The sequence below is a fragment of the uncultured Aquimarina sp. genome (assembly GCF_947496855.1).
Classification (GTDB): Bacteria; Bacteroidota; Bacteroidia; order Flavobacteriales; family Flavobacteriaceae; genus Aquimarina.
On sequence record NZ_CANMED010000004.1, the window covers coordinates 210,966 to 233,914 of the forward strand.

Sequence of the window (22,949 nt, forward strand, 5' to 3'; positions counted from 1 at the left end):
TTCAGAATTATATTATTCCCAATCTGCCATAGAAGCATCAGTAATCAAATCAGCTCTATTAGCAATTTCTATAACTGACATGGTTTGTATGTTTTTTTGCGATATACCATCATTAGAAGTATTCACAAAGATTAAAGTAGCTTCGTTTGGAGAAAAACGTGCATCCAAATCATTTGTTCCTGCTGGCTTTTCTATAGAGATATCTAGTATGGAGCTATCGTTAAAATCATAAATAAACAAATGAGAGTCTAATTGCCTATAATCACTACTTTCGAAACCAGAAACATCTTGGCAATACAAAAGCTTAGTACCATCTACCGAAAGATTAACACTTCCAGCTGCTCCAGTTACTCCCGATACTACTGTTTCTAATACCACCCCTGAAGTATTAATAGTAAAAATCTCTACATCATACCCATCAAGGTTATTTGTTTTAAGCACTATGATATTATTATTATCGTTCTTATCAACTTCTGAAATCAAGTTTCCATTTGCCGTTTGAAATATTAGAGTTAAACCACTTCCGCCCACATTAATACTATATAGCTTATCCTGATTAGGAAACAATAATTTTGAACCGTTATCGGACCAAGAAAAATCAATCTCTCCTAAGTTAAATCCTGAAACTGAAACTTGTGAAGTAACTTGTGTTATCTGAGAACCATCCTCGTTCATTGTGAACAAATGTGTTTGTGAACCAACTGATTGCAAAAAAGCAATTTTACCAGTTTCCATATTACGTCTTGGCCTGAAACTATTTTTGGTTTCTGAAGTAAGTTGAATTTCAGTCTCTCCTTGCTCGTTCGAAGAATAAATAACGCTATTACCATTAACGAATCTGGTGTATATAATTCGATTATTTGGAGGACTCATTGTCTCGAAGGCAAAAGTACTGCTATTAACGGGATCATTTATTCCATCACTGCTAATTACCTGCCAGAAATACTTAACTTTATAAGAAAGATTCGTTAAAGCATAGGTAGTATCTGTAATATTTTCAAAAATCTCTACATCAGAGTTTTCATCATTACGTAAAGTAACAGTGTACGTAAGTGTATCATCATCAGGATCTGCACCCGTCCAAACTAAATCGACCTCTAATGGCTGATCTATTGAATTATCTGTCGGTGAGTCTAAAATAGCTGCATCGGGAGGTCTATTACCTGCTGTTTCAATATCCATTTCAAAAACTATTTCTAATTCTCTATCTGCTATTATAGATACTGCCTCGAACTGCGCTAATAACCCTTCTTTTTGAGCTGATAATGAATAATCTCCTGAGGGAATATTTTCAATAACATATACTCCATTCGCATCTGTAAAAACTGTACTAGATGAAGGGTTTGTAGATACCTTTACATTTTCTAAAGGTTCATTTGTCCCTACAGCCACTACACTCCCTCTTATGGCACCTAAACCTTCTAAATCTATAGTATCCTCACTACAAGAAGCCATCATTAATATGGTAAATACGGTTACTATTTTTATAATATATTTTATCATTTTCATCAGGGTTTTATCCTTTTGCACCATCACCATTTTCAATTACTTTTCGATTTCTATTTTTAAGTTTTCTGAGTTCTTTTTGCTCTCTACGTTTTTGTTTACGGAGCTCTTTATCCATTTTTAGAGGATTTTTGAAATACCAGTTTACGCCCACAGAGAAATCAAAATATTGATCATCTCTCTTACCTTGTATAACATTATCTAACTTATCTCCTAACACAAGATTATGTGTTGCATTTAAAGAGACACCAATATGCTCAGAAACCAAGTATTCAATACCTCCTCCATACTGAAACTTAAAGAAAGTTCTATCAAAATCATCACTATTTACGGTTCCCATTCCTCCAAAAAAGAATGGAGTTAATTTTTCGAAAGGTAAAAGTGTTAATTCCGCGTTTACATCTATAGCATTAAACCCTTCAGAAAAAGCACCTTCATTTCTCAACTGAAATTTACTAAGACTTGCATTAGCATTTAAATATGGATTAAAATACCACTTTCCTCCTATTCTGGCAGAATAGGATAAATCTGCATTGTTATAATCCCCACTCATCAATGCCAATCCTCCATTAGCAAAAATTGCCTTTTCTCCTCGTCTCTCTTTAAAATAACGTTCATAAAGCCCCGTATTTTGAGCTTCATTTTTCTCAGCGTTATAATCAGTTACTAACGCATTTATTTTTTCCGGTTCAGCTTTAGAACTCCATAGTTTATCTTCTATCCCTTCTATTATTAAAGCCTCTACAGCTTTTTCAATAGCTTCAGAAACGGCAATTTGCCCTGGTTCATTTTTTGTAAAACCAGTTTCAGCTTCTAACAATCTACTAAATTTTACATATCTAAAAAAACTTGCATCCAGTGCTTGCGATAATATAGTTTTAGAAACATATACGGTTTTCAAGATTTTACCGCTTGATGTAGAAACAGCTCTTAAATAAACCGTTATTCTATCTTGTCTATACTGAGTTGAACCACCAATCCCAAAATATCTAGCACCAAGTCCACCTGTTATAATATTAGAATCGTATGATACGATCCCTCCTTCTAAAATAATCCCAGCATATAATAACGGAGGCAATTGAGGTTCATTTGGGTTTTTATTTTTTCTATATTCTTTTCTAGTTGAACGTATAATATTTCGCTCATTCAGAAGATTACTTAGGTTTTCTCGTTCAATGGGTACAAACCATTTAGAATCCTCTAAAGCTTTAACCAAAATAGTAGTTGCTCCTTGTGTAACTGCAGTACTGAAAGTACTACCCGCCTCTGTGGGTTTATATTGACCAGTTTGGTCCCTAAATTTATAAACACCAACAACTACTGGTTCTATTGGGAGAGGAAAATTTCTTAAAGCTTTGGTAAATTGAGTGTCTTCACCGATTCGTGCTTGCTCTATTGTAATGGGTTGATTAAAATAGGTACCACATCCAGAAAGCAATATTGAACAAGAAATTACTAGAATTACTTGATAAAAATTATGACGCATTAAAATTTAATTAGGAATTATTACTTGAGATTGATCTCCTGTACTGGTGTCTAAAATATTAATCACCAAACCTTCTCCAGATGGAAAAATCTCTATAAACAATGTCCCAAAACTAAAGGTTCCTTCTGTAAGACCTTCTTGGCCGAATTGTTCATTAAATAAAGTTCTTGATATTTGACTTAACAATTGATTATTAAGACTTTCTGTGAATCGCTCCAGTTCGGATCTATCATCTGCATTTGGATCGTTATCTTCTGTAAATGTGTTCTGAGCTTCTGCAGAACTTAATAGCCATTGATAATTAAATGTGTCACCTCCAAAAGCAGGATTCTTTGGCCTATATACTAAATCTTGCCCAAAGCTATATTGATAAGCTGAGAAAATAAGTATAATAGTTATTATGATTGACTTCATTATTTTTTAGAATAAGTAATTAATACTGAAAAATATCTCTCTTTTGTTTCTTTAGATCTTTAAAATATTTATATACTCTACGGATGGCAAATTTAGACATTTGCTCTAGGTATTCTATATCTGGTTTGCCTAAAAATTCATGAATGACTTTATCTTCTATTTTGACTTGAATAATAGTACTCCTTCCAAAACTAAGCTTTTCATAAACTCCTACTATTTTAGAACCATTTATCCTGTTCAATGTATATGAACTATAAAAGAATTCGTAAAAATCTTTTCCTGGTTTTGTCTTTGTTTCTTCGATAACAATACCTTTTAATTCTATACCATCATCCTCAATATATTCTTCTTCTTTTTTCTTTTTCTTAGCTTCTTCATTAAAAGCGATACGGTCTTTACCTACAATCGTTTCTTCTTCGTAAATTAACAAAAGAATTACAATTTTATCACTCTCATCAATACCTACAGACACATTAGCTAAATTCTTTTGTTCATTAGCCTCTAATGTAAATCTACCTTCTTGATTGTTTTTTGTAACATTATTATCCGGATCAGTTCTGAAAACTGAAAAAGTATATTTTAAACTTTTATAAACTTCTGTAGAATTAGCAGCTTCAGCACTGACAGAAACTATATCATCAATCCTCTCAGTTTTAATTTTAGCAACAACCTGAGTATTTGTAGACTGACCATTTGCGAATTGAAATATTAAAAGAAATAATATGATCAGCTTAATATTCATAAAGTAAACGAGTAAACTTTATTAAAAACTTCTAACAATAATCGCACGAGCATTTCCGGTCATTTTAAATTTCAAATTCTTGGACAACTCGTTACTCCCGAACTTTTCAAAAGAAAGATTATCTCCTTCTTGAAGAATCTCTAAACTAGTTGAAATATCAGAATTAAAAGAGAAATCAGTTACTGTATTATTATTACCATTCTGAGTAATAAATTTCTCTATTTCTTTGGATGTTTCATTTATGTCGATCAAGTTTTGCTCTCCATTCTGACTTAAACGAATATCTGATGATTGCGCTGTAATATTAGAAAATATCTGGTTACCGGTTCCGATTTGCTGAATAAACACTGCATTATTGCCAACCATATTCTCCCGAGCTACTTGCACAGCTGTGTTATTCTGCAATTGATTTAATGTAATAAATCGTTCCTGACTCTCTACCAATGATTCTTCCTGATTTTCTGTGTTCTGAGCAGATGCATTTCCGAAAAATAAAAAGATAGAAGCAACAACAAAAAGTGTGATATATTTTTTCATTGATAAAAGGTATTAAAAGTAGTAAAAGAGTTACACTACCTTAAAGATAGTGCAACTCTCTCAAATATATTAAAATTATTTCTTAAAGCTCTCCTCCAGAACCACTCTGTGTTACCACAGCAGCATTTCCTGTTCCGTTTTGAAGAATGATACTGCTATGAGATTGACCCGTTTGAGTTACAAAAGTAGTATTCCCCTCACCAAACTGAGTATCTTGTGCAAAATTAGAATCTCCTACCTGGAATATATCACTGATGTTTCCAGCTCCATTTTGGAAAGATTCTGCTACATTTTCGTCACCAATTTGTCCTTGAAGCACTAAATTTCCTTCTCCAAAAATACCAAAATCACCTTCCTGAGATGCAGTAGCAACATTTCCATTACCCAACTGAACCTGATCTGTCGTATTTTCTCCACCAAAGAAAGCTAAGTTCTGAGTTGCAGAAGCAGAGTTACCATCACCTAACTGGGTTTGTACAATAACATTGTTATCTTCTTCGTGCTGAGCGTAAGCCTCATTCTCTTCACCAGACTGAAACTGATCTACAACACCACCTCTAGAATCAAAAGAACTACTTCCTTGAAGAGAAGTAGCAATGTTACCTCCACCATTTTGTGATTGAATCAATAAATTGTTAGATCCCCACTGTTCACCAGTAGCAAGATTAGCTTCACCAGTTTGTGTTTGGTCAGCGCTGTTAACATCTCCAACTTGAGCCATTGAAGCTGTATTAAAAGAACCATCCTGAATGATTAAACTAAAGTTTTCTTCACCACCTTGAGATGTTGTAGCTGTATTAGCATCTCCAAATTGACCTTGACCTGCTTGATTTAAAGAACCATCTCCGAAGAAACCTGCTCCTTCTTGTGAGATAGTAGCAGTATTACCGTCACCTTCCTGTACCTGCACAGCCAAATTATCTCCTCCAAAGTTTGATAAGTTTTGAGTAGCAGAAGCAGAATTCCCATTTCCTATTTGCTCTTGAAAAACTTCATTTCTATCTTCTTCGTGTTGAGCAAAAGCAGTATTTTTTTCACCTGTTTGCGTTTGAGTAACGATTCCATTTCTAGAAGTAAATGCTTCACTACCTTGAATAGCTTCTGCATTATTCCCCTCTCCTAACTGAGTAGTTGTATTTGCATTTGCTAAACCTACCTGTGTAATATTGGCTCCATTATTATCACCAGATTGATCAACGCTACTAACGTTCGACTGTGCAACCATCACTGACGCGCTTAATAAAGCTGCTAGACTAAAAATTACTTTTTTCATACGTAAAATATATTAAATTTGATTAATAATTCAATTCAAGCCCTAAACATTTTGGGGTGTACGAAGTAGTGATAGGTAATTAAACCTAACGCTATTTTAAAAAAAATCTGGGGGAGTTATCAAACAAAAATCTATTGATCTTTACTGACAGTGCTAATTTATGAAAACATTAAGGGTATTTTTGGAAATTCTGTAAGAATTCGACAAAATGCATTACGGAAAACCCATAAAAACAGTAATTTCCTATGGATTTTTCAAGGGTTTAACAGAAATTAATTTTTTGTTAAAAATAAAACAAAAAATACACTTAGTCAGGTAATTCTTACCTATCTAGTAAAAAGAAGCTCTCTATACTTAGTTAATGGCCATAATTCATCATCAACCAATAGCTCCAATTTATCACAACTATATCTAATTTGATCAAATAATGGTTTTACTTTATTACAATAATCAGCAGCCTTTTTTTCAGCAACTTCCAATTTATTAGCTTTTCTGCGTTCTGCCGTCATTTCATTTACTTTAGTATTTATTTTACCTATATGTTCAGAAATCTCTTCAATAATCTCCATCTGTTCCTTTGCATACTTCTTAAAATCTTTCTCATATAGATTTTTCAATCCGGTAACATTAGTAATTAGCATGTTTTGGTATTTGATAGCCGTTGGTATGATATGATTTCTGGCAATATCTCCTAATACTCGTCCTTCTATCTGAATACGCATTACATACTCTTCAATTTCTATTTCATAACGTGCTTCGGCTTCTATCTTGTTCATTACCCCCATTTCTTCAAAAAGATCTAATGTCTTTTTAGAAACCTTTGCTTTTAATGCTTCTGGTGTTGTCTTGTTATTACTTAGGCCACGTTTTTTTGCTTCTTTCTCCCATTCTTCTCCATACCCATTACCTTCAAACAAAATATCTTTAGACTTCTTTATATACTCTCTTAATACATTAAAAATAGCTTCATCTTTCTTTAAATTTTTCTTATCGATAAGCTTGTCAACTTCTTTCTTAAACTCTACAAGCTGCTTTGCTACTATAGTATTTAAGATCGTCATAGGATTCGCACAATTTGCCTTAGAACCGACAGCCCTAAATTCGAACTTATTCCCAGTAAAAGCAAAAGGTGATGTTCTGTTACGATCCGTATTATCCAATAAAATCTCTGGTATTTTACCTACCACATTAAGTTTTAGATCCGTTTTTTCTTTTGGAGATAATTTTCCATCCGTAACACCTTCCAATTCTTTAAGTACTGACGTAAGTTGCTCTCCAATAAATACAGACATAATAGCAGGAGGTGCCTCATTAGCACCAAGACGATGATCATTACTTGCAGAAGCTATTCCTGCTCTCATCAACTCTTCGTGCTCATTAATCGCTTTAATGGTATTAATAAAAAAGGTTAAAAACTGAAGATTACTCATGGGAGTTTTACCAGGTCCTAATAAATTTATACCTGTATTGGTACTTAACGACCAATTATTATGCTTACCAGATCCATTTACTCCTGCAAATGGTTTTTCATGTAACAATACTTTTAGATTATGTCTTGAGGCTACCTTTTCCATAATATCCATTAATAAAGAATTATGATCCACTGCTAGGTTTGTTTCTTCATAAATAGGCGCCAACTCAAATTGATTCGGAGCTACTTCATTGTGACGAGTTTTTACAGGAATCCCAAGCAGCATACATTCTACTTCTAAGTCTCTCATAAAAGCTAAAGCTCTATTGGGAATACTACCAAAATAATGATCATCCAGTTGCTGGCCTTTTGCTGAAGAATGCCCCAATAAAGTTCTTCCGGTCATTACTAGATCTGGTCTAGACTCTACAAGCGCTCTATCAATCAAAAAATATTCCTGTTCCCAACCAAGTGAAGCATTTACTTTTTTTACATTTTTATCAAAATATTTAGCAATAGCTGTTGCTGCAGTGTCGACAGCTTGCAACGCTCTTAGTAATGGAGTTTTATAGTCTAATGCCTCACCAGTATATGCCACAAAAACCGTAGGAATACATAAAGTTGTTCCATAAATAAATGCCGGAGAAGTAGGATCCCAAGCAGTATAACCTCTAGCCTCAAATGTATTACGAATTCCTCCATTAGGAAAGGAAGAAGCATCAGGTTCCTGCTGTACTAATTGCCCTCCACCAAACTTCTCTATACCTTTACCGTCACCTATAGTTTCAAAAAAAGCATCGTGCTTTTCTGCTGTTGCACCAGTAAGTGGCTGAAACCAATGCGTATAATGCGTAACCCCCTTAGCCAATGACCAATCCTTCATTGAAGATGCAATTTGGTCAGCAATCCTTCTATCAATCTTAGTTCCATGATCAATAGCATCCATTACACTATTGTATGCGTCTTTAGTTAAATACTGAAGCATGGTAGCCTGATTAAATACATTTTCGCCAAATAACACGGATCGACGTTCAGTCTCTGTAACTATCACGGAACTACGATTTAAGGTTTCTTTTAATGCTTGGAATCTAAGTGTTGACATAATTGAGTAATTTTTTTGCAAATATAAAAGAAGTTTTTATTGTTAATATTAAAAAAATGCTCTTTAAAAATTAGAATAAAACCAAAATACCCTATAAAAAAGTAGGGTGTTGATAAAAATTGACAAAAAATACACATTTGACCCCCTGTTTTTTTTTCATTATCATAAAATAAAACTAATTTTGAAACCTTAAGAGTTCAATTTATAAAGTGTTAATTATGAGTAAAGCTAAATTAGAATACATTTGGTTAGATGGTTATAAGCCAACTGCTAATCTAAGAAGTAAAACAAAAGTTGAAGATAATTTTAGCGGAAAGCTTGAAGATTGTCCTGTATGGTCTTTTGACGGTAGTTCTACAAAACAAGCAGAAGGAGGTTCTTCTGATTGTTTATTAAAACCTGTAGCTATTTATCCTGATCCGACAAGAAGAAATGGATACTTAGTAATGACAGAAGTTCTGAATGCTGATGGAAGTCCTCATGAATCTAATGCAAGAGCGACAATAGATGATGACGGTGATTTCTGGTTTGGTTTCGAGCAAGAATACTTTATTATGGACAGAAACACTCAGTTACCTTTAGGTTTCCCTGTTGGTGGATACCCTGGACCACAAGGAATGTATTACTGTTCTGTTGGTGGAAGAAACACACATGGTAGAGATTTTGTAGAAGAGCATGCTGATCTATGTATTGATGCTGGACTTAATTTTGAAGGGATCAATCAAGAAGTTGCTAGTGGACAGTGGGAGTTTCAATTATTCTCTAAAGGTGCTAAAAAAGCTGGTGACGAAATATGGGTTGCTAGATACTTATTAGATAGATTAACAGAAAAATATGGGTTCTATATTGAATACCACCCTAAACCAGTAAAAGGTGATTGGAATGGTTCTGGTATGCACGCTAACTTCTCTAATGAAGTATTGAGAACTTGCGGATCTAAAGAAGTTTATGAAATTATTTGTGAAGCATTTAGACCTGTAACTAAAGAACATATTGCTGTTTATGGTGAGTTTAATGATCAAAGACTTACAGGAGAACATGAAACACAATCTATCAATGAGTTCTCTTTTGGAATATCTGATAGAGGAGCTTCTATAAGAATACCTATAATCACTGTAGAAAACGGATGGAAAGGATGGTTAGAAGATCGTCGTCCTGCATCTAATGGTGATCCTTATAAAATTGCGGCTAGAATTGTAAAAACTGTAAAAACTGCAGATGTTTCAGCAGTTATAGCATAATGATTTTAAGCAAGTAACTAACTAAAACTTGTTAAACGCAAAAAAGTCTCCTGAAAATATCAGGAGACTTTTTTTATTCTTGATTCTTCAATAATAATTTTAACTCTAGTATTAGAAAATCTATTCAAACATATCATTTAGATGTTTTTAGCTATCTAAAAACAAGTAATCTATCACAACCGATGATCCAACCACAACTTGGTTGTTATTAGATGCACATTAACCAATACAAAGTATCTTAAATTCAATTTAGGCAACATCTCAACATCACAAAGCCTATAAAGTATTTATTAACTTTACATGGAAGGCTAGAAATCGAGATGCCCTATCAGGTAACCACAAAATATTAACGAAAAATTATTCTCATCTTTCGTTCCGAGGAAGATCTACTTTAAAAACACTAAGGCAATAAAAATACAATATCCAGCAAAAATCAAAAACCCTTTTGGTCTTCCTAAAATCATTTTTTTTGGGATAAAAGCTAGCGGTAACAGAATCAATGCAAATCCAAGCATCCAAAAGATATCTATATTCATTAATCGAGGGTCAGTAACCGCTATCGGCTGAATTAACGAAGTAACACCAAGAACAGACGCTATATTAAAAATATTAGAACCTATAAGATTACCCAAAGAGATTGCTTTTTCCTGCTTCAATGCAGCAATTACAGAAGCTGCTAATTCTGGCACACTAGTTCCTATAGCAACCATAGTAAGACCTATTACAGCCTCGCTCACTCCCATTTTCATTGCTATATCCTTCGCTCCTGCCACCAATAACTCCGAACCAAAATACAGTGCTAATCCTCCTATAAACAACCAAAAAATCATCTTAAAGTTGGAAACCTTTTCTAAAGCATCATCAACTTCTTCGATCATTTTGTCTGTTTGCCTTCTTGCTCTTTTGATTAATAAGAACATATACACAAATAAGGAAATCAATAACGCACCGCCTTCAGTTCTAGTTAATACGCCATCATTATCCAAAAAGAAATACAATGCAAAAGATAGCAGCATCATTACCGGCCAATTAAACTTATAAAAATCTTTATCTATAGCTAATGGACCTATAAGTGCTGTTATACCCAGTACCAATCCTATATTTGCAATATTAGACCCTATAATATTACTAAGAGAGAGATCTGCAGATCCTCCTAGAGCAGCTTGTAGACTAACCAATAACTCAGGTGCAGATGTAGCAAATGACACAACAGTAAGACCTATAACCATTTTTGACAGCTTTAACCTAAAAGATAACGCAACGGAAGAACGTACCAAATACTCACCTCCAATTACCAAGAGTACAAACCCGATTATTACAAAAATTACGCTCTGAATCATATGCTACTTATTTGTTTGCGAATATAAAATAAGTATACCATATGTAGTGGATGTAACTAGCATTTTTTGATTTCATATCATATAGTTTTTATAATTCAAAACTAAAAAAATAGTTAAATAACTATAAAAACAGTTTTACAACTATTTTTATAGTTATATTTGAAACTACTTAAAAAATAGCACATGGAAAAACTAACTAATAAGGAAGAAGAAATCATGCAAGCTTTATGGAAACTAGAAAAAGCGTTTGCAAAAGAAGTTCTGTCCGAACTAAATAACACTGCGCATTACAATACTGTATCTACCATCATCAGAAACCTAGAAGACAAAGGATACATAGACCACAAAGCATATGGAAAAACCCATCAATACTATCCTATCATCACTAAAGAAGCATACCGAAATAATTTTGTCGGCAAAGCTATGACACAATATTTTAATGATTCTTATAAAAACATGGTGTCATTTTTCGCCAAAGAAGAAAAAATTACAGCAAAAGAATTACGAGAAATTTTAGATGTAATCGAACAAAAAAAATAACACTATGGAAGCTTTTTTAATCTACTTACTTAAGTCAAGTGTTATACTATCTTTATTCTATCTTGTTTATTTCTTTTTTTTAAGAAAAGACACATTTTTTAAAGTAAACAGACATTTCTTACTCACTGGAATATTAAGCTCGTTATTACTTCCTTTTTTAGAGTTTACCACTATAGAATTTATAGAACAACCAGTTTTCCAGACAATAGGATACCAGGCTTCTTACTCTGATATTACAGAAAACCAATCTAAACCAACAAATTGGTGGTTAATTCTTTTTAACCTATATATTACTTTCACTTTGATCCTATTGGGGCGTTTTATTCTTCAGCTTATATCTCTATTAAAAATCTTTAAAGGGAGTCAAAACCGACAAAATGAAGGGTTTTCTTTTTTAAAAACAACAGAAGACATTGCTCCATTCTCTTTCTTTAAATACATCATATTTAACCCGATTCTTCATGATAATCAAGAATTAGAAATGATTTTGAAACACGAAAAAATACATGCGAAACAATATCACACAGTAGATATATTAATAACCAATATTTTTGCAATTTTTCAATGGATTAATCCATTTATCTGGTTCTACAAAAAAAGCTTACAACAAAACCTAGAATTCATTGCAGATCAAGAAGCAACTCGAGATCTTCCTTCAAAAAAAGAGTATCAATTAACTTTAGTAAAAGTATCATCAAGTAATTATTCATCAATCACGAATAATTTTTATCAATCATTAATCAAAAAACGAATCGTTATGTTAAACAAAAAACAATCAAATCAACAGAATCTCTGGAAAGCAACAATTATATTACCCCTTTTGTGTTTGTTTTTATGGAGTTTTAATACTAAAACAGAGATACAGTACATCCAAAATAAAACTCCAGATCAAGCTACTTCTGTAATGGAAGATTTGCGCAATGAAACCGATAGTATTTCTGAAGAAGTTATACCTCTTCCTGAAAGAGAAGATACCCCTAAAACAAGTGAGCCTTCATTTCCTTCTAAAAAAGAACACCTCAGTACAACAAATCGTCAAAATATAATTGCTCATAAACCTATTCTCAATACACTCTCAAAAACTATCACAGCTCCAACGCAAAAAAAACCTTTGACAGAATCAAAGAACACCGAAGTCAAAAAAAATGTAATCGAATTCATTATAAATAAAAGCGCTACAAAAGATCATCTAGAAAAGATTAAAAGAATTTTAAAAAATGAATATGATGTAACAATAACATTTAGTGATCTAAATAGAAATAGCAATAATGAAATTACTAGCATCAGCGTAAAAGTTGCATCCAAAAAGAGTAATGCTAATTATTCTATTGCCAATGACACTCCGATAAAACCATTTGTTTTGTCTTATGACAGTAGAAATGAAAAGATGAGTATTGGTCAATCCGGAAATAATAATATTTGGATTAGTAAAAACAATGGAAATATAGACTCTGACACTCAAGTAATAGGTATAAATTCAGACAATGAGGGAAAAAGTATTTTCATCATAGAAGGCGATAAAAAACATAAAAGAAAAGTAATAGCGAAAAAAGATAATAAAAACAAATTCATTATAAAAAGTGATCATAATGATGATTATATATTCATAAACTCAAGTGATCATAAAACAGTTTTTGATTTTGATGGTAATTCTGACAAAGATCTTTTATTTCTTATTGACGGAAAAGAAGCCAGCAAAAAGGAGATGAAAAAACTAAAATCTGATGAGATTCAAAGTATTGATATCTCCAAAGGTAAGGCTAAACTTAAGAAATATGGAAAAAAGGCAAAGGATGGTGTCATTAATATTACGACAAAAAAGAATGTAAAAAAAGGCACAGGTTTCAATCTAAATATTGATAAAAATAATATGAGTATCGGAGGAGCCGACAGAAAACCATTAATATTTGTTGACGGAAAAAAAATTAATCATACTGAATTTGAAGAAATTAAACACAAACAAATCGAATCAGTAAATGTTTATAAGGCAGAAAAGGCTATAGAAAAATATGGTAATGAAGCAAAAAATGGAGTTGTAGAAGTTATTTTAAAAAAATAGCCATACGGTATATTAAATAAACAAGTATTTAAAAACTCATCACAATTCGATGAGTTTTTTTATTTTAGATATATGGAAAAACAGCTTTTTATCTTTATCGCAAAACTAAACAAACTACTACTCCCCAGTTTTACAAAAAAACAATTGGATCTTAGTAAAGCAACTAAATTACAAATGCTAATTTTTGGTTGGAAGTTATATGTAACTAAAAGAGCCCTTTAAATACGAAATTTAAAAACCTGAAAAGTAGTATCCGAGAATATACTTTTCAGGTTTCATTTTCAAAATATCTAATATACTTAATAAAGGAACTCTAAGGCTACTATATCAAATTCGCCAAATTCTCCTCCATTAAATGGAAAACAAGAATTCATAATTGAACCTGGATCTTGACTAGCACCCGGCGTACCTGGAATAAAAATTGCTCCATCCGGATTTGCCGACTCTCCAGTTTGTCCACAAGATTGACGAGTATCCCAATCAGTATGCCTTAATCCAAAACAGTGTCCTAATTCATGTGTAAACAATCCCTCTAGTAATTGATCATTGTTATTAGTATTTGCTCCGCCGTTAATGATTACCCTTTTAAAAGGCTCTCCCCCACTTGGAAATCCCGCTCTTCCTCTAACTCCATCTTGAGCTATCTCTGATGCGTTAGTTTGTGTATACGCTACAATATCATTACTATTAAAGTTAGTTGTAAACACTAACTCAAGTTGAAAATCTACATTAATAGCGTTGTAGTTATTTACAGCATACCTTAAACCTGTTTGAGCAATATCACTTAGACCAAAGCTATTATTCCCGTTATAGCCGACAACACGAATGTTTCTTGGAGTATTTACAAGATTGGTGGTATGAAATTGCTTACTATGTACTCCTTCTCCATTATTCAATTGCATAATTTGATCATATGTAAAAGCAATATCATCTTCTATTAGAAACATCTCTCTTTGAGTACCATCAATATCTGTTAAAATTTCTTTAGTGACTTGATTATGATTAAAGTTTAATTCTGAAATTTTCTCTAATATTTCTTGAGGGATATCTTGAGAAGATTCATTGATCGTGTTAACTGGTTCTTTTTCACATGACAAAAATGAAAAAACAAATAACACCAAAAGTGTTCTAGTTAAAATTTTTAAATTTTTCATAAAATTAAAGTTTGTGTTTACATTTAAAATAAGTTATTCCAAAGCTAGAAAAACCAATTCCGCATTATTGATACTAAATCCTCTATTCTATATATTAAATTATCCAAAACGCTTGATTATATTGGCTTTAAAAGTCACACAGTATTTAAATGAAATAAAAAATCAGAAAACTTACTTTGCAACATTGATTTCAATTTTCCGTATTTAGAAGAGAATAATTTCAATTAAAATCGAAAACCAAAAAAAACATTTAGTATGAAAAAATGGATCATTCTAGGAATTGGTTTACTAGGTATACTATCCCTAACAGGATTTACTTCTTGTTTACATATAGACCAGATGCATGACAAATCCCCACCTAATGAGATCATTGCCACTATCAATAAAAACACCACAGAAAATGAACTCGAGGATCTTAAAACTTTTTTCTCTGAAAATGGTATTGAATTCATCATAGAAAACATAGAGTTTAATAACCAAAATGAGATTACTAGTTTAAGCATCATTCTTCAAAAAGGGAGCGCGAAAAGCAAGTACTCTTCCTCTTCCTCAGAACCTATATCAGATGTCGAGCTTGGCTATAAAAATGGCAATCTATATATAACTAATTCTGGGATGTTTGATATTACTTCTTGGAAAAATCAAATAGGTTTTAACAATCAGAATTTTGATCTGGATAGTATATTAAAAAATCAAAATTTCAGATTTAACTTTGATTTTGATCAAGAAGGAGATTCTATATTTTTTAATGGTCAGCGTTTTGACATCAACAAGTTAAAAGATCAAATCACGAATTCTTTAGAATTTGATGAAGATAAAGATGGAAACTTTATTTTTAACGGTCAACAATTCCCATCACATTTTAGTAAATCGAAGAAATATAGCTTTGTAGATGATCCTGATATAGAAAAACTAATCATTATAGATGGAAAAGAGTCAGATTTTAAAACATTAGATGAATTGGCCAAATCAGATAAATTAGATGAAGTTGATTTCCTAAAGGCTACAACAGCAATTAGTATCTATGGGGATAAAGCAAAAGATGGAGCTATCATTGCGACTTCCAAAAAATAATCCGTGATAATTTTTATACAAAAAGAGTCTTCAGAACAATGAAGACTCTTTTTATTTTTGCATAAATTAGTAATTTAACAATGAAGCCACTGTGGTCTGAAGCCTGTCTTTGCCGTTAAGAAAATCTAACTCCATAATAAAATTACATTGTACTACAATACCTCCTAATTCTTCTACAAGTTCACATACAGCTTTCGCAGTTCCACCTGTAGCCAAAACATCATCATGAATCAATATATGTTCTCCTGCTTTAATAGCATCTTTATGAATCTCCAAAACATCTTCTCCATATTCTAATCCATAACTTTTAGAATTCACCTTTGATGGTAGTTTTCCTTTCTTTCGAACAGGAATAAAACCTGCATTCAATCGCTGTGCAATCATACCTCCCAAAATAAAGCCTCTTGCCTCAATTCCTATTACTTTGTCAATTTTTACATGAGCTGGACACAACCCTGCCAATTGATCGGCACAATATACCAAAGCATAAGCGTCCGCTAAAAGAGGTGTAATATCTTTAAAAATAATTCCCGGCTTCGGAAAGTCTGGAATATCTCTTATTAATTCTTGTATATTCATGGCTGCAAAATAATAAAAATCGAAAAAGAGCACTAAAAAATTATGGAAATCACCCTAAAATAAAAACAAATCACCTAAAAATTTGAAAAAGAAATTTTAAAATAGTTTTATAATTTATAAAATACCCATATATTTGCACCCGCAAAAAAGGCCTCGTAGCATAACTGAATAGTGCACTTGATTACGGCTCAAGAGGTTGCAGGTTTGAATCCTGCCGAGGTCACTTGATAATCAAAGCGTTACAGAAATAAATCACTGTAACGCTTTTTTATTTGCACAAAATTTGCATAAAATTCTTATTTTATATCCTGAGTTTATTGAACCCAAATGATAATTACCTATAGACCCCTAATTAGTAGTTTGGAGTTATAAAACATTCTCATGAGAAATAAGGTTCTTCTCCTATTCTTTTTTATTGTAAATATCGGTTGGTCTCAAGATTTATCTAAACTTTATGAAAGAGTCAATCCTGCGGTGGTAGTAATATTTACTCAAGAAGCTAAATTAGCGTCTAATGCAGGGGTTACCAAAACAATAACTTCAGAGGGTTTGGGGTCTGGGTTTTTGGTTTCGGATACTGAAATCATTACTGCTTCGCATATTGTAAATGCAGCCGAACAGCTTAGAGTTCGGTTTCTTGACGGAGAAATTATTTCGGCAAAAGTAATTTCTACATTTAAAACAGCCGACGTTGCTTTGATAAAACTAGATTTTCCTAAAAAAAATGCCATAACGGTTTCCTTTGGTGATTCTGACCGGATAAAGATTGGAGAACAAGTTTTTGTCGTGGGGGCTCCTTTTGGTTACGGTCATTCTTTATCCTCCGGTTATATTAGTGGTATTATCAAAAACAAACAAGGTAACAATCCCTTTACGCAAGCTGAGTTTATCCAAACTGATGCCGCCATCAATACAGGTAATTCCGGTGGGCCAATGTTTAATATGAAAGGTGAAGTGATAGGCGTAGTAAGTCAGATACTCACTAAATCAGGAGGTTTTGAAGGAATTGGATTTGCAGCTACTGCTAATATTACCAAAAATCTAATGCTCAATAACAGAACTCCCTGGTTGGGTTTTGATGCCTATCCTTTAAATGACAAAATGAAACGTTTATTCAATGTGCCCCAAAATAGTGGATTATTGGTTCAAAAAGTAGTTTTTGGCTCTACTCTTTATAAAATGGGATTACAAGGGGGAGATACAGAAGCAATCATTGATGGGCAAAAAATGTTTATTGGTGGTGATATTATTCTAGCTTTTAACGAAATAGAATTTGATTTAACAGATGAATCCTTAGTAAAACTAGGCGTATTAGGAAAGAACCTTAAGACTACAGATCCCTTAGAAGTAAAGGTGCTACGTAATGGAAAAATCATTAGATTGAAGCGATAATTTATTGTATTTATGAATTCATCTTATGTAATGAAATACTACGTTATTCTAAAAATAATTATCATATGCACAATGCTTTCTTTTCATAATTCGATCAATGGACAGGAAATTAAAAATGATTCAGTAGTTACCCCGTTTCGTAAAGGAAAATGGCTTACGGGTTTATCTGGAACCATCAATTCCAGTACCATTGAATTACGCAGTACTGATGAAACTACAACGACCAATGAATATGGAGTTAATCTGAGTACCGGAAAATTTATAAAAGATAGTTTTTTAGTCGGGGGTACTATTGCAGCTAATAGAAGTAATAACTCAGGAATGGTGGAGAGAACTACAGAGAACTTATTTGTAGGCCCATTAATTTCGTATTACATCTCCAAGGTAGAGCGTGGATCACTTTTTTTTCAAGTATCTCCTGGATATGTAGGTTATAGAGATAATACTCGCATAGAACAAACAACTGGTTTTGTAGAAGAATTGAGCGAAGGCAGCGGTTTTGGGGCGTTATTAGGCGTTGGGTATTCTTATGCGTTTTTAGACGCAGTTACTTTTGATGTAGGATTGAAAACTAATTTATTATGGATTACTATTGATCAAGAATCAATCCCTGTAAACACTACTACCTCGGAAAACATTTTTGTGAATAGCATTTCTTTTTCATTTGGTTTTAACATTTTAGTAGATAGTTTCTAATGAAAAAGCAAATTTTAATATATATAGTTGCTCTGATAGTATTAATATCTAATAGAGTTCAATCTCAAAGTAAAGAAACCTTATTTAAAACTGATACGATTGCAAGCACAAAAAGTATTCAATTTATAGGAGTTCCTATTGCATTTTATACACCAGAGACTGAATTTGGTTTTGGCGGCGGTGGACAACTATTTTTGTTAAACAAAACCAATATCTATAATGACCGGCAATCAAACATTTTATTTAGTGGAATTTACACCCTAAATAAACAGTTTTTATTTGAAATCAAGCCAGAAATATATTTAGGCAAAGGAGATTATTTTATTGATATAGACTATACTTGGGAAATATACCCTAATTTATTTTGGGGCATAGGTAATAGTACACCAGATAGAGATGAAGAAGTTTATAATATGACTTCGCATAAACTAAAAATGGGATACCTAAGACGCTTACCTCCAAATCTTAATTTCGGATTTGAGTATGTCTTCGAAAACCATGAAGTTACCGAGGTTGAAGAGGGAGGAATTCTAGATGCTGCGACAGTTTTAGGCAGTGATCGAGCAATTATAAGCGGTCTAGGCGTTGTTTTTAATTTAGATACTCGAGATGATATTGGATCTCCTCTATCCGGACGTTATTATAAGCTTAATGCTCAATTTTCTAGCGAACTTCTAGGGGCAACTCATGGGTATAATAAATTCTTTTTGGATTTACGGACCTACGAACCATTAACTAAAACGAGTATTCTGGCTATGCAAGTCTATAGTGAGAATACTTTTGGAGACCCACCTTTTCAGGGACTAGCAAAGTTTGGTGGAAGCTATAGTGCCAGAGGATATTTCTATGGTAGATTTACAGACAACCATATGTATATTATACAAACAGAGTATAGATGGCGTTTTAGACCACGATGGACAATTGCAGCCTTTGGATTAGTAGGCGAAGTGGCTAGTAATCCTGAAAATTTCTTTAGCATAAGCAATATGAAACCCAGTGCAGGAGCTGGAATACGCTTTAAGTTACTTAAAAACAAAAGTACCTGGCTGCGTTTGGATACTGGATTTGGAGAAAATGGTAATAATGGTTTTTATTTTGGGATTAATGAATCTTTTTAATAATAAACGATGTTAAAAATCAGGAACAAACTAAAAATGATATTGGTATAATACTATCTTCTACTCTTTTGAGTTAATGCAATTTTCGTAGAATTTATGACATATGGGTTTTGTGTTTTGGTGATTTTTAATTTAATATTTTCTTTTAAAACAAACATTATCATGAGAATTAATCGAATAATTCTTTAAATTTAATAAATCAAATATTTACAAGAAGATATTATGAAATCAGAAAGTACCCATCATTATCAATTTGGCGCAGTTGTAAAAATAACCTTAAGAGATGGCGAAGTATCGCAAGAGGAGAAAACCTTTTTAGATCATTTGGCCAAAGTTTTAGGAATTTCAGGAGAAGAATATGATCACATCATGCAAAACTATCTAACCTATCCATTAGAACCCACCACTACCCATAATGAGCGATTAGAAAGTATGTATACCTTAACAAAGCTTATTTCTTAAGATGAGACCATTTCTGGAGAACAACAAACCCTTTGGTTAGAAAGAATGGCCAAAGCAATAGGATTTACCCCAGGAAATGTTAAATACATTGTTGGAAAATCATTAGCTGTTATTGAGAAAGGGATAGATCAAGAAACATATAAAGAAGAAATTAGGAATATTAATAAATAATTCTAGTGTTGTATTTACTTCTTTAGCTAAATTAGATGTATGGTCATAACATTTTATGGCACCAGAGGTTCTATACCTGTTTGTGAATCTGGCTTTCAGGAGTTTGGAGGTAACACAACTTGCGTAGCCGTATCCGGTAAAAAGGAAGGAGGAAGTGTGCTTGTTTTTGATGCTGGTACGGGTATTAGAAAATTAGGAAAAGAACTCATTTCAAAAAACTTTTCTCAAGGGAATAAGATTTTTCTAACCTTTTCACATTTCCATTGGGGTCACATTCAGGGATTTCCATTTTTTGCTCCTGCGTATGATATAAATAAAGAAATCCAATTTTTTATCATTGGAGATGATGCTCCAGACCTACATGATTTCAAAGAAATATTTGCTAAACAAATGGAGAGCACCTATTTTCCTATAGGTATAGATGATATGGGGGCAAATTTCACTTTTACTGTGAATAAAGGCAGTAAAGTTGCCTTTGATGGAGTTCAAATAACAGTCAACAAACATAAGCATCCTGGTGGAGCTTATGGGTATCGTTTAGAAACTGAAGGAAAAGTATTTGTCTATTGTACAGATATAGAACACGGTGATTCGTTAGATCAAAATGTTGTCAATTTTTGTAAAAATGCTGATGTGCTTATTCATGATGCTCAATATACTCCTGAAGAATTACCAAATCACAAAGGCTGGGGACATAGTAGTTGGGAACAGGCCATTGGAGTTGCTGAGGCTGCGAATGTAAAAATGCTATACCTCACACACCATGATCCAGAACATAACGATGATTTTTTGAGAAAGGTAGAACGGCAATGTCAACAACGTTTTTCAAATTGTTTTTTGGCTCGTGAAGAGCAAGAGGTAGTCATATAAATTTATAAATCCACCCATTTTTTAAACCTCGTAGCTTTGGCTTTGCTTACTACGATACGTTCTTTGGAAACTGGACTTATATTAACAATCAGTTTACCATTAAAATAGTGTTTAATATTCTCGATAGCATTTCTATTTATTATAAATTGCCTATTCACCCTGTTAAAAACCTCTGGGTTTAGTTCATCTTCTATATCTTCTAGTTTTTTATCAATGCTATATGCTTTATTTTCTGAAGTAATCGCCTTCACGACACCTGTGTCTATATAGAAATAGGCAATTTTTTCGGTTTTTATAGGAAGTAATTCATCTCTATGATGTACCAGATATGTGGTTTTATGAGGTTTTGTTTTAGTCTGAAGTACCTGTAGCATTCCTTGAATTTGATGGTCTAGAAAACCCTCTTCTTTGGATCTGTTTCTAAATTTTTCAATGGCTTCAAACAATTCATCTTCATCAATAGGTTTTAATAAATAATCTACACTATTTACTTTGAAGGCTTTAATTGCATATTGATCATAGGCAGTTGTAAAAATAATAGAAGTTTCAATTTTTACTTGTTCAAATATTTCAAAAGAAATACCATCTGCCAGATGAATATCCATAAAAATAAGGGATGCTTCTTGAGTACCAGAAAAATACTCGATTGCCGTTTTTACAGAATCTAAAACCTTCAATACTTCAATAGTAGGATCTATTGATTTAAGTAAAAAAGTGAGTTGATCACTTGCTGTTATTTCGTCTTCGACTACTATTACTTTCATATCGTCAATTTAGTGGCAGTTTCACGCTGAATATATTCTCTTTCTTACGAATACTAATATGTTGCTTTTTTAATAAAAAATATCGTTTATCAAGGTTCATTAATCCATTACCTGTACTATCTACAAAAGAAGTTCTTTCTCTTATTTTGTTTTCGACATAAATAAATTCATTTTTTGAATATACGTTTATCTGTAAAGGATTCTTTTCTGAAATCTCATTATGTTTTACTGCATTTTCTACTAATAATTGTAGTGCTAGCGGAGGAACTTCTCTTAGTAAATATTTTTCATCTATTGACACATTCATCTCAAAACGATTACGATATCTGGTTTTCACCAAATGAACATAGCTATCTAAAAATTTAAGTTCTTCTTGTAAAGAAACTAGATCTCTTTCTCCACTCTGTAAAATATAGCGATACATAAAAGATAGTTCTTTTATAAACGTAGTTGCATCTTTATTATCTCTGACTATTGAATTTAATGAGTTCAAAGAATTAAAAAGAAAATGAGGATTGATTTGATTTTTTAAGGCTGTTAGTTCTTTCTGAAGGTTTTGCTGTTTTAGTTTTTCGTTCTCTAAAAGATCTTCGTTATGTATCATTTGATATTTAAGAATTCTCGTTATAAAAATAGTAATCACTAGAACTACAAAATACACAAAGTACGTAAATCCAATTTCTGAATCTGATAACTCTTGTCCTGTTACTAAAGGATATAATGAAACAAATAACTGAACGATACCTAAAAAAAATACTGTATTGAGCATAATAGTTATACATGTTCGTGAAAAAACGGAATATTGAGCGTATATATACTTCCAATTACTATTAAGTTCCAATGAAACTAGTGACATTACAAAGAGAAATAAAAAGCGAATGATAATATCTTGTACTGAAACTTCTGAAAAAGAATCAAACAGTTTCTGATTTACATCAAATAATGTCAATGTACGTGGTAAACTAATAAGAGTCGCAATGAGCAGTGCTATCCTAAACATCACTATGTGTTTTACTTT

The 22,949-nt window shown here is 32.5% G+C and carries 23 protein-coding genes and 1 tRNA gene; 12 read left to right on the forward strand and 12 right to left on the reverse strand.

Annotated features, from left to right (window positions below):
* Nucleotides 1-12: 12 nt before the first annotated feature.
* The 7 genes from Q0921_RS13225 to Q0921_RS13255 all read right to left on the reverse strand — a co-directional run bounded on the left by Q0921_RS13225 (nt 13) and on the right by Q0921_RS13255 (nt 8,471).
* Nucleotides 13-1,503 (reverse strand): carboxypeptidase regulatory-like domain-containing protein, encoded by a 1,491-nt coding sequence (locus tag Q0921_RS13225; protein WP_299257590.1) that lies wholly within the window; start codon nt 1,501-1,503, stop codon nt 13-15.
* Between the two features lie 13 nt (nt 1,504-1,516).
* A complete protein-coding gene (locus Q0921_RS13230) occupies nt 1,517-2,992 on the reverse strand; it encodes a CsgG/HfaB family protein (RefSeq protein WP_299257592.1) in 1,476 nt (491 codons plus the stop codon).
* A gap of 6 nt (nt 2,993-2,998) precedes the next feature.
* Nucleotides 2,999-3,406: a curli production assembly/transport component CsgF gene (locus Q0921_RS13235; protein ID WP_299257594.1), complete on the reverse strand. Its 408-nt coding sequence runs from the start codon at nt 3,404-3,406 to the stop codon at nt 2,999-3,001.
* 19 nt (nt 3,407-3,425) lie between these two features.
* Nucleotides 3,426-4,148: a CsgE family curli-type amyloid fiber assembly protein gene (locus Q0921_RS13240; RefSeq protein WP_299257596.1), complete on the reverse strand. Its 723-nt coding sequence runs from the start codon at nt 4,146-4,148 to the stop codon at nt 3,426-3,428.
* 21 nt (nt 4,149-4,169) lie between these two features.
* The gene (locus Q0921_RS13245; RefSeq protein WP_299257598.1) at nt 4,170-4,685 is read right to left on the reverse strand and encodes a hypothetical protein; all 516 of its coding nucleotides are present in this window, start codon (nt 4,683-4,685) and stop codon (nt 4,170-4,172) included.
* A gap of 82 nt (nt 4,686-4,767) precedes the next feature.
* Nucleotides 4,768-5,958: a hypothetical protein gene (locus Q0921_RS13250; RefSeq protein WP_299257600.1), complete on the reverse strand. Its 1,191-nt coding sequence runs from the start codon at nt 5,956-5,958 to the stop codon at nt 4,768-4,770.
* A 326-nt stretch (nt 5,959-6,284) separates the two neighbouring features.
* A complete protein-coding gene (locus tag Q0921_RS13255) occupies nt 6,285-8,471 on the reverse strand; it encodes a glutamine synthetase III (RefSeq protein WP_299257602.1) in 2,187 nt (728 codons plus the stop codon).
* Nucleotides 8,472-8,689: 218 nt separating this feature from the next.
* Here Q0921_RS13255 and Q0921_RS13260 point away from each other — a divergent pair, with 218 nt between their 5' ends.
* The gene (locus Q0921_RS13260; protein ID WP_299257604.1) at nt 8,690-9,712 is read left to right on the forward strand and encodes a glutamine synthetase beta-grasp domain-containing protein; all 1,023 of its coding nucleotides are present in this window, start codon (nt 8,690-8,692) and stop codon (nt 9,710-9,712) included.
* Nucleotides 9,713-10,098: 386 nt separating this feature from the next.
* Here Q0921_RS13260 and Q0921_RS13265 read toward each other — a convergent pair whose 3' ends face one another.
* Complete coding sequence (locus Q0921_RS13265) at nt 10,099-11,052, reverse strand: calcium/sodium antiporter (RefSeq protein ID WP_299257606.1); 954 nt, start codon at nt 11,050-11,052, stop codon at nt 10,099-10,101.
* 183 nt (nt 11,053-11,235) lie between these two features.
* Here Q0921_RS13265 and Q0921_RS13270 point away from each other — a divergent pair, with 183 nt between their 5' ends.
* From Q0921_RS13270 to Q0921_RS13280, 3 genes are all read left to right on the forward strand, one after another.
* Nucleotides 11,236-11,592 (forward strand): BlaI/MecI/CopY family transcriptional regulator, encoded by a 357-nt coding sequence (locus Q0921_RS13270; RefSeq protein ID WP_299257608.1) that lies wholly within the window; start codon nt 11,236-11,238, stop codon nt 11,590-11,592.
* Between the two features lie 4 nt (nt 11,593-11,596).
* Entirely contained in the window at nt 11,597-13,651 is a 2,055-nt protein-coding gene (locus tag Q0921_RS13275) for a M56 family metallopeptidase (protein ID WP_299257610.1), read from the forward strand.
* A 72-nt stretch (nt 13,652-13,723) separates the two neighbouring features.
* Nucleotides 13,724-13,873, forward strand: coding sequence for an SsrA-binding protein (locus tag Q0921_RS13280; protein WP_299257612.1), 150 nt, complete (start codon nt 13,724-13,726; stop codon nt 13,871-13,873).
* A gap of 77 nt (nt 13,874-13,950) precedes the next feature.
* Here Q0921_RS13280 and Q0921_RS13285 read toward each other — a convergent pair whose 3' ends face one another.
* Nucleotides 13,951-14,805 (reverse strand): M57 family metalloprotease, encoded by an 855-nt coding sequence (locus tag Q0921_RS13285; protein ID WP_299257614.1) that lies wholly within the window; start codon nt 14,803-14,805, stop codon nt 13,951-13,953.
* Between the two features lie 255 nt (nt 14,806-15,060).
* On the opposite strand from Q0921_RS13285, the gene Q0921_RS13290 reads away from it, so the two are divergent.
* Nucleotides 15,061-15,879 carry a hypothetical protein gene (locus Q0921_RS13290; protein WP_299257617.1) on the forward strand — a complete coding sequence of 273 codons (819 nt, stop codon included), beginning with the start codon at nt 15,061-15,063 and terminating at the stop codon, nt 15,877-15,879.
* Nucleotides 15,880-15,945: 66 nt separating this feature from the next.
* Here the strand turns inward: Q0921_RS13290 and Q0921_RS13295 are convergent, their stop codons facing one another.
* Nucleotides 15,946-16,458 carry an adenine phosphoribosyltransferase gene (locus Q0921_RS13295; protein WP_299257619.1) on the reverse strand — a complete coding sequence of 171 codons (513 nt, stop codon included), beginning with the start codon at nt 16,456-16,458 and terminating at the stop codon, nt 15,946-15,948.
* Nucleotides 16,459-16,607: 149 nt separating this feature from the next.
* Here Q0921_RS13295 and Q0921_RS13300 point away from each other — a divergent pair.
* The 7 genes from Q0921_RS13300 (at nt 16,608) to Q0921_RS13330 (ending at nt 21,167) form a co-directional block, all read left to right on the forward strand.
* A tRNA-Arg gene (locus tag Q0921_RS13300) sits at nt 16,608-16,681 on the forward strand.
* Nucleotides 16,682-16,839: 158 nt separating this feature from the next.
* Nucleotides 16,840-17,850, forward strand: a complete 1,011-nt coding sequence (locus tag Q0921_RS13305) for a trypsin-like peptidase domain-containing protein (protein ID WP_299257621.1) — start codon at nt 16,840-16,842, stop codon at nt 17,848-17,850.
* A gap of 12 nt (nt 17,851-17,862) precedes the next feature.
* The gene (locus Q0921_RS13310) at nt 17,863-18,546 is read left to right on the forward strand and encodes a hypothetical protein (protein ID WP_299187801.1); all 684 of its coding nucleotides are present in this window, start codon (nt 17,863-17,865) and stop codon (nt 18,544-18,546) included.
* Nucleotides 18,546-19,664, forward strand: a complete 1,119-nt coding sequence (locus tag Q0921_RS13315; protein WP_299187804.1) for a BamA/TamA family outer membrane protein — start codon at nt 18,546-18,548, stop codon at nt 19,662-19,664. The genes Q0921_RS13310 and Q0921_RS13315 overlap by 1 nt, the downstream gene beginning before the upstream one ends.
* Before the next feature lie 222 nt (nt 19,665-19,886).
* Nucleotides 19,887-20,126 carry a hypothetical protein gene (locus Q0921_RS13320; protein ID WP_299257623.1) on the forward strand — a complete coding sequence of 80 codons (240 nt, stop codon included), beginning with the start codon at nt 19,887-19,889 and terminating at the stop codon, nt 20,124-20,126.
* Nucleotides 20,127-20,171: 45 nt separating this feature from the next.
* A complete protein-coding gene (locus Q0921_RS13325; RefSeq protein WP_299257625.1) occupies nt 20,172-20,297 on the forward strand; it encodes a hypothetical protein in 126 nt (41 codons plus the stop codon).
* A 39-nt stretch (nt 20,298-20,336) separates the two neighbouring features.
* Nucleotides 20,337-21,167 carry an MBL fold metallo-hydrolase gene (locus tag Q0921_RS13330; protein WP_299257629.1) on the forward strand — a complete coding sequence of 277 codons (831 nt, stop codon included), beginning with the start codon at nt 20,337-20,339 and terminating at the stop codon, nt 21,165-21,167.
* Between the two features lie 2 nt (nt 21,168-21,169).
* Here Q0921_RS13330 and Q0921_RS13335 read toward each other — a convergent pair whose 3' ends face one another.
* Both Q0921_RS13335 and Q0921_RS13340 read right to left on the reverse strand, forming a co-directional pair.
* Nucleotides 21,170-21,931 (reverse strand): LytTR family DNA-binding domain-containing protein, encoded by a 762-nt coding sequence (locus Q0921_RS13335; RefSeq protein ID WP_298539073.1) that lies wholly within the window; start codon nt 21,929-21,931, stop codon nt 21,170-21,172.
* A gap of 4 nt (nt 21,932-21,935) precedes the next feature.
* Nucleotides 21,936-22,931 (reverse strand): sensor histidine kinase, encoded by a 996-nt coding sequence (locus Q0921_RS13340; protein ID WP_298539075.1) that lies wholly within the window; start codon nt 22,929-22,931, stop codon nt 21,936-21,938.
* Between the last annotated feature and the right edge of the window lie 18 nt (nt 22,932-22,949).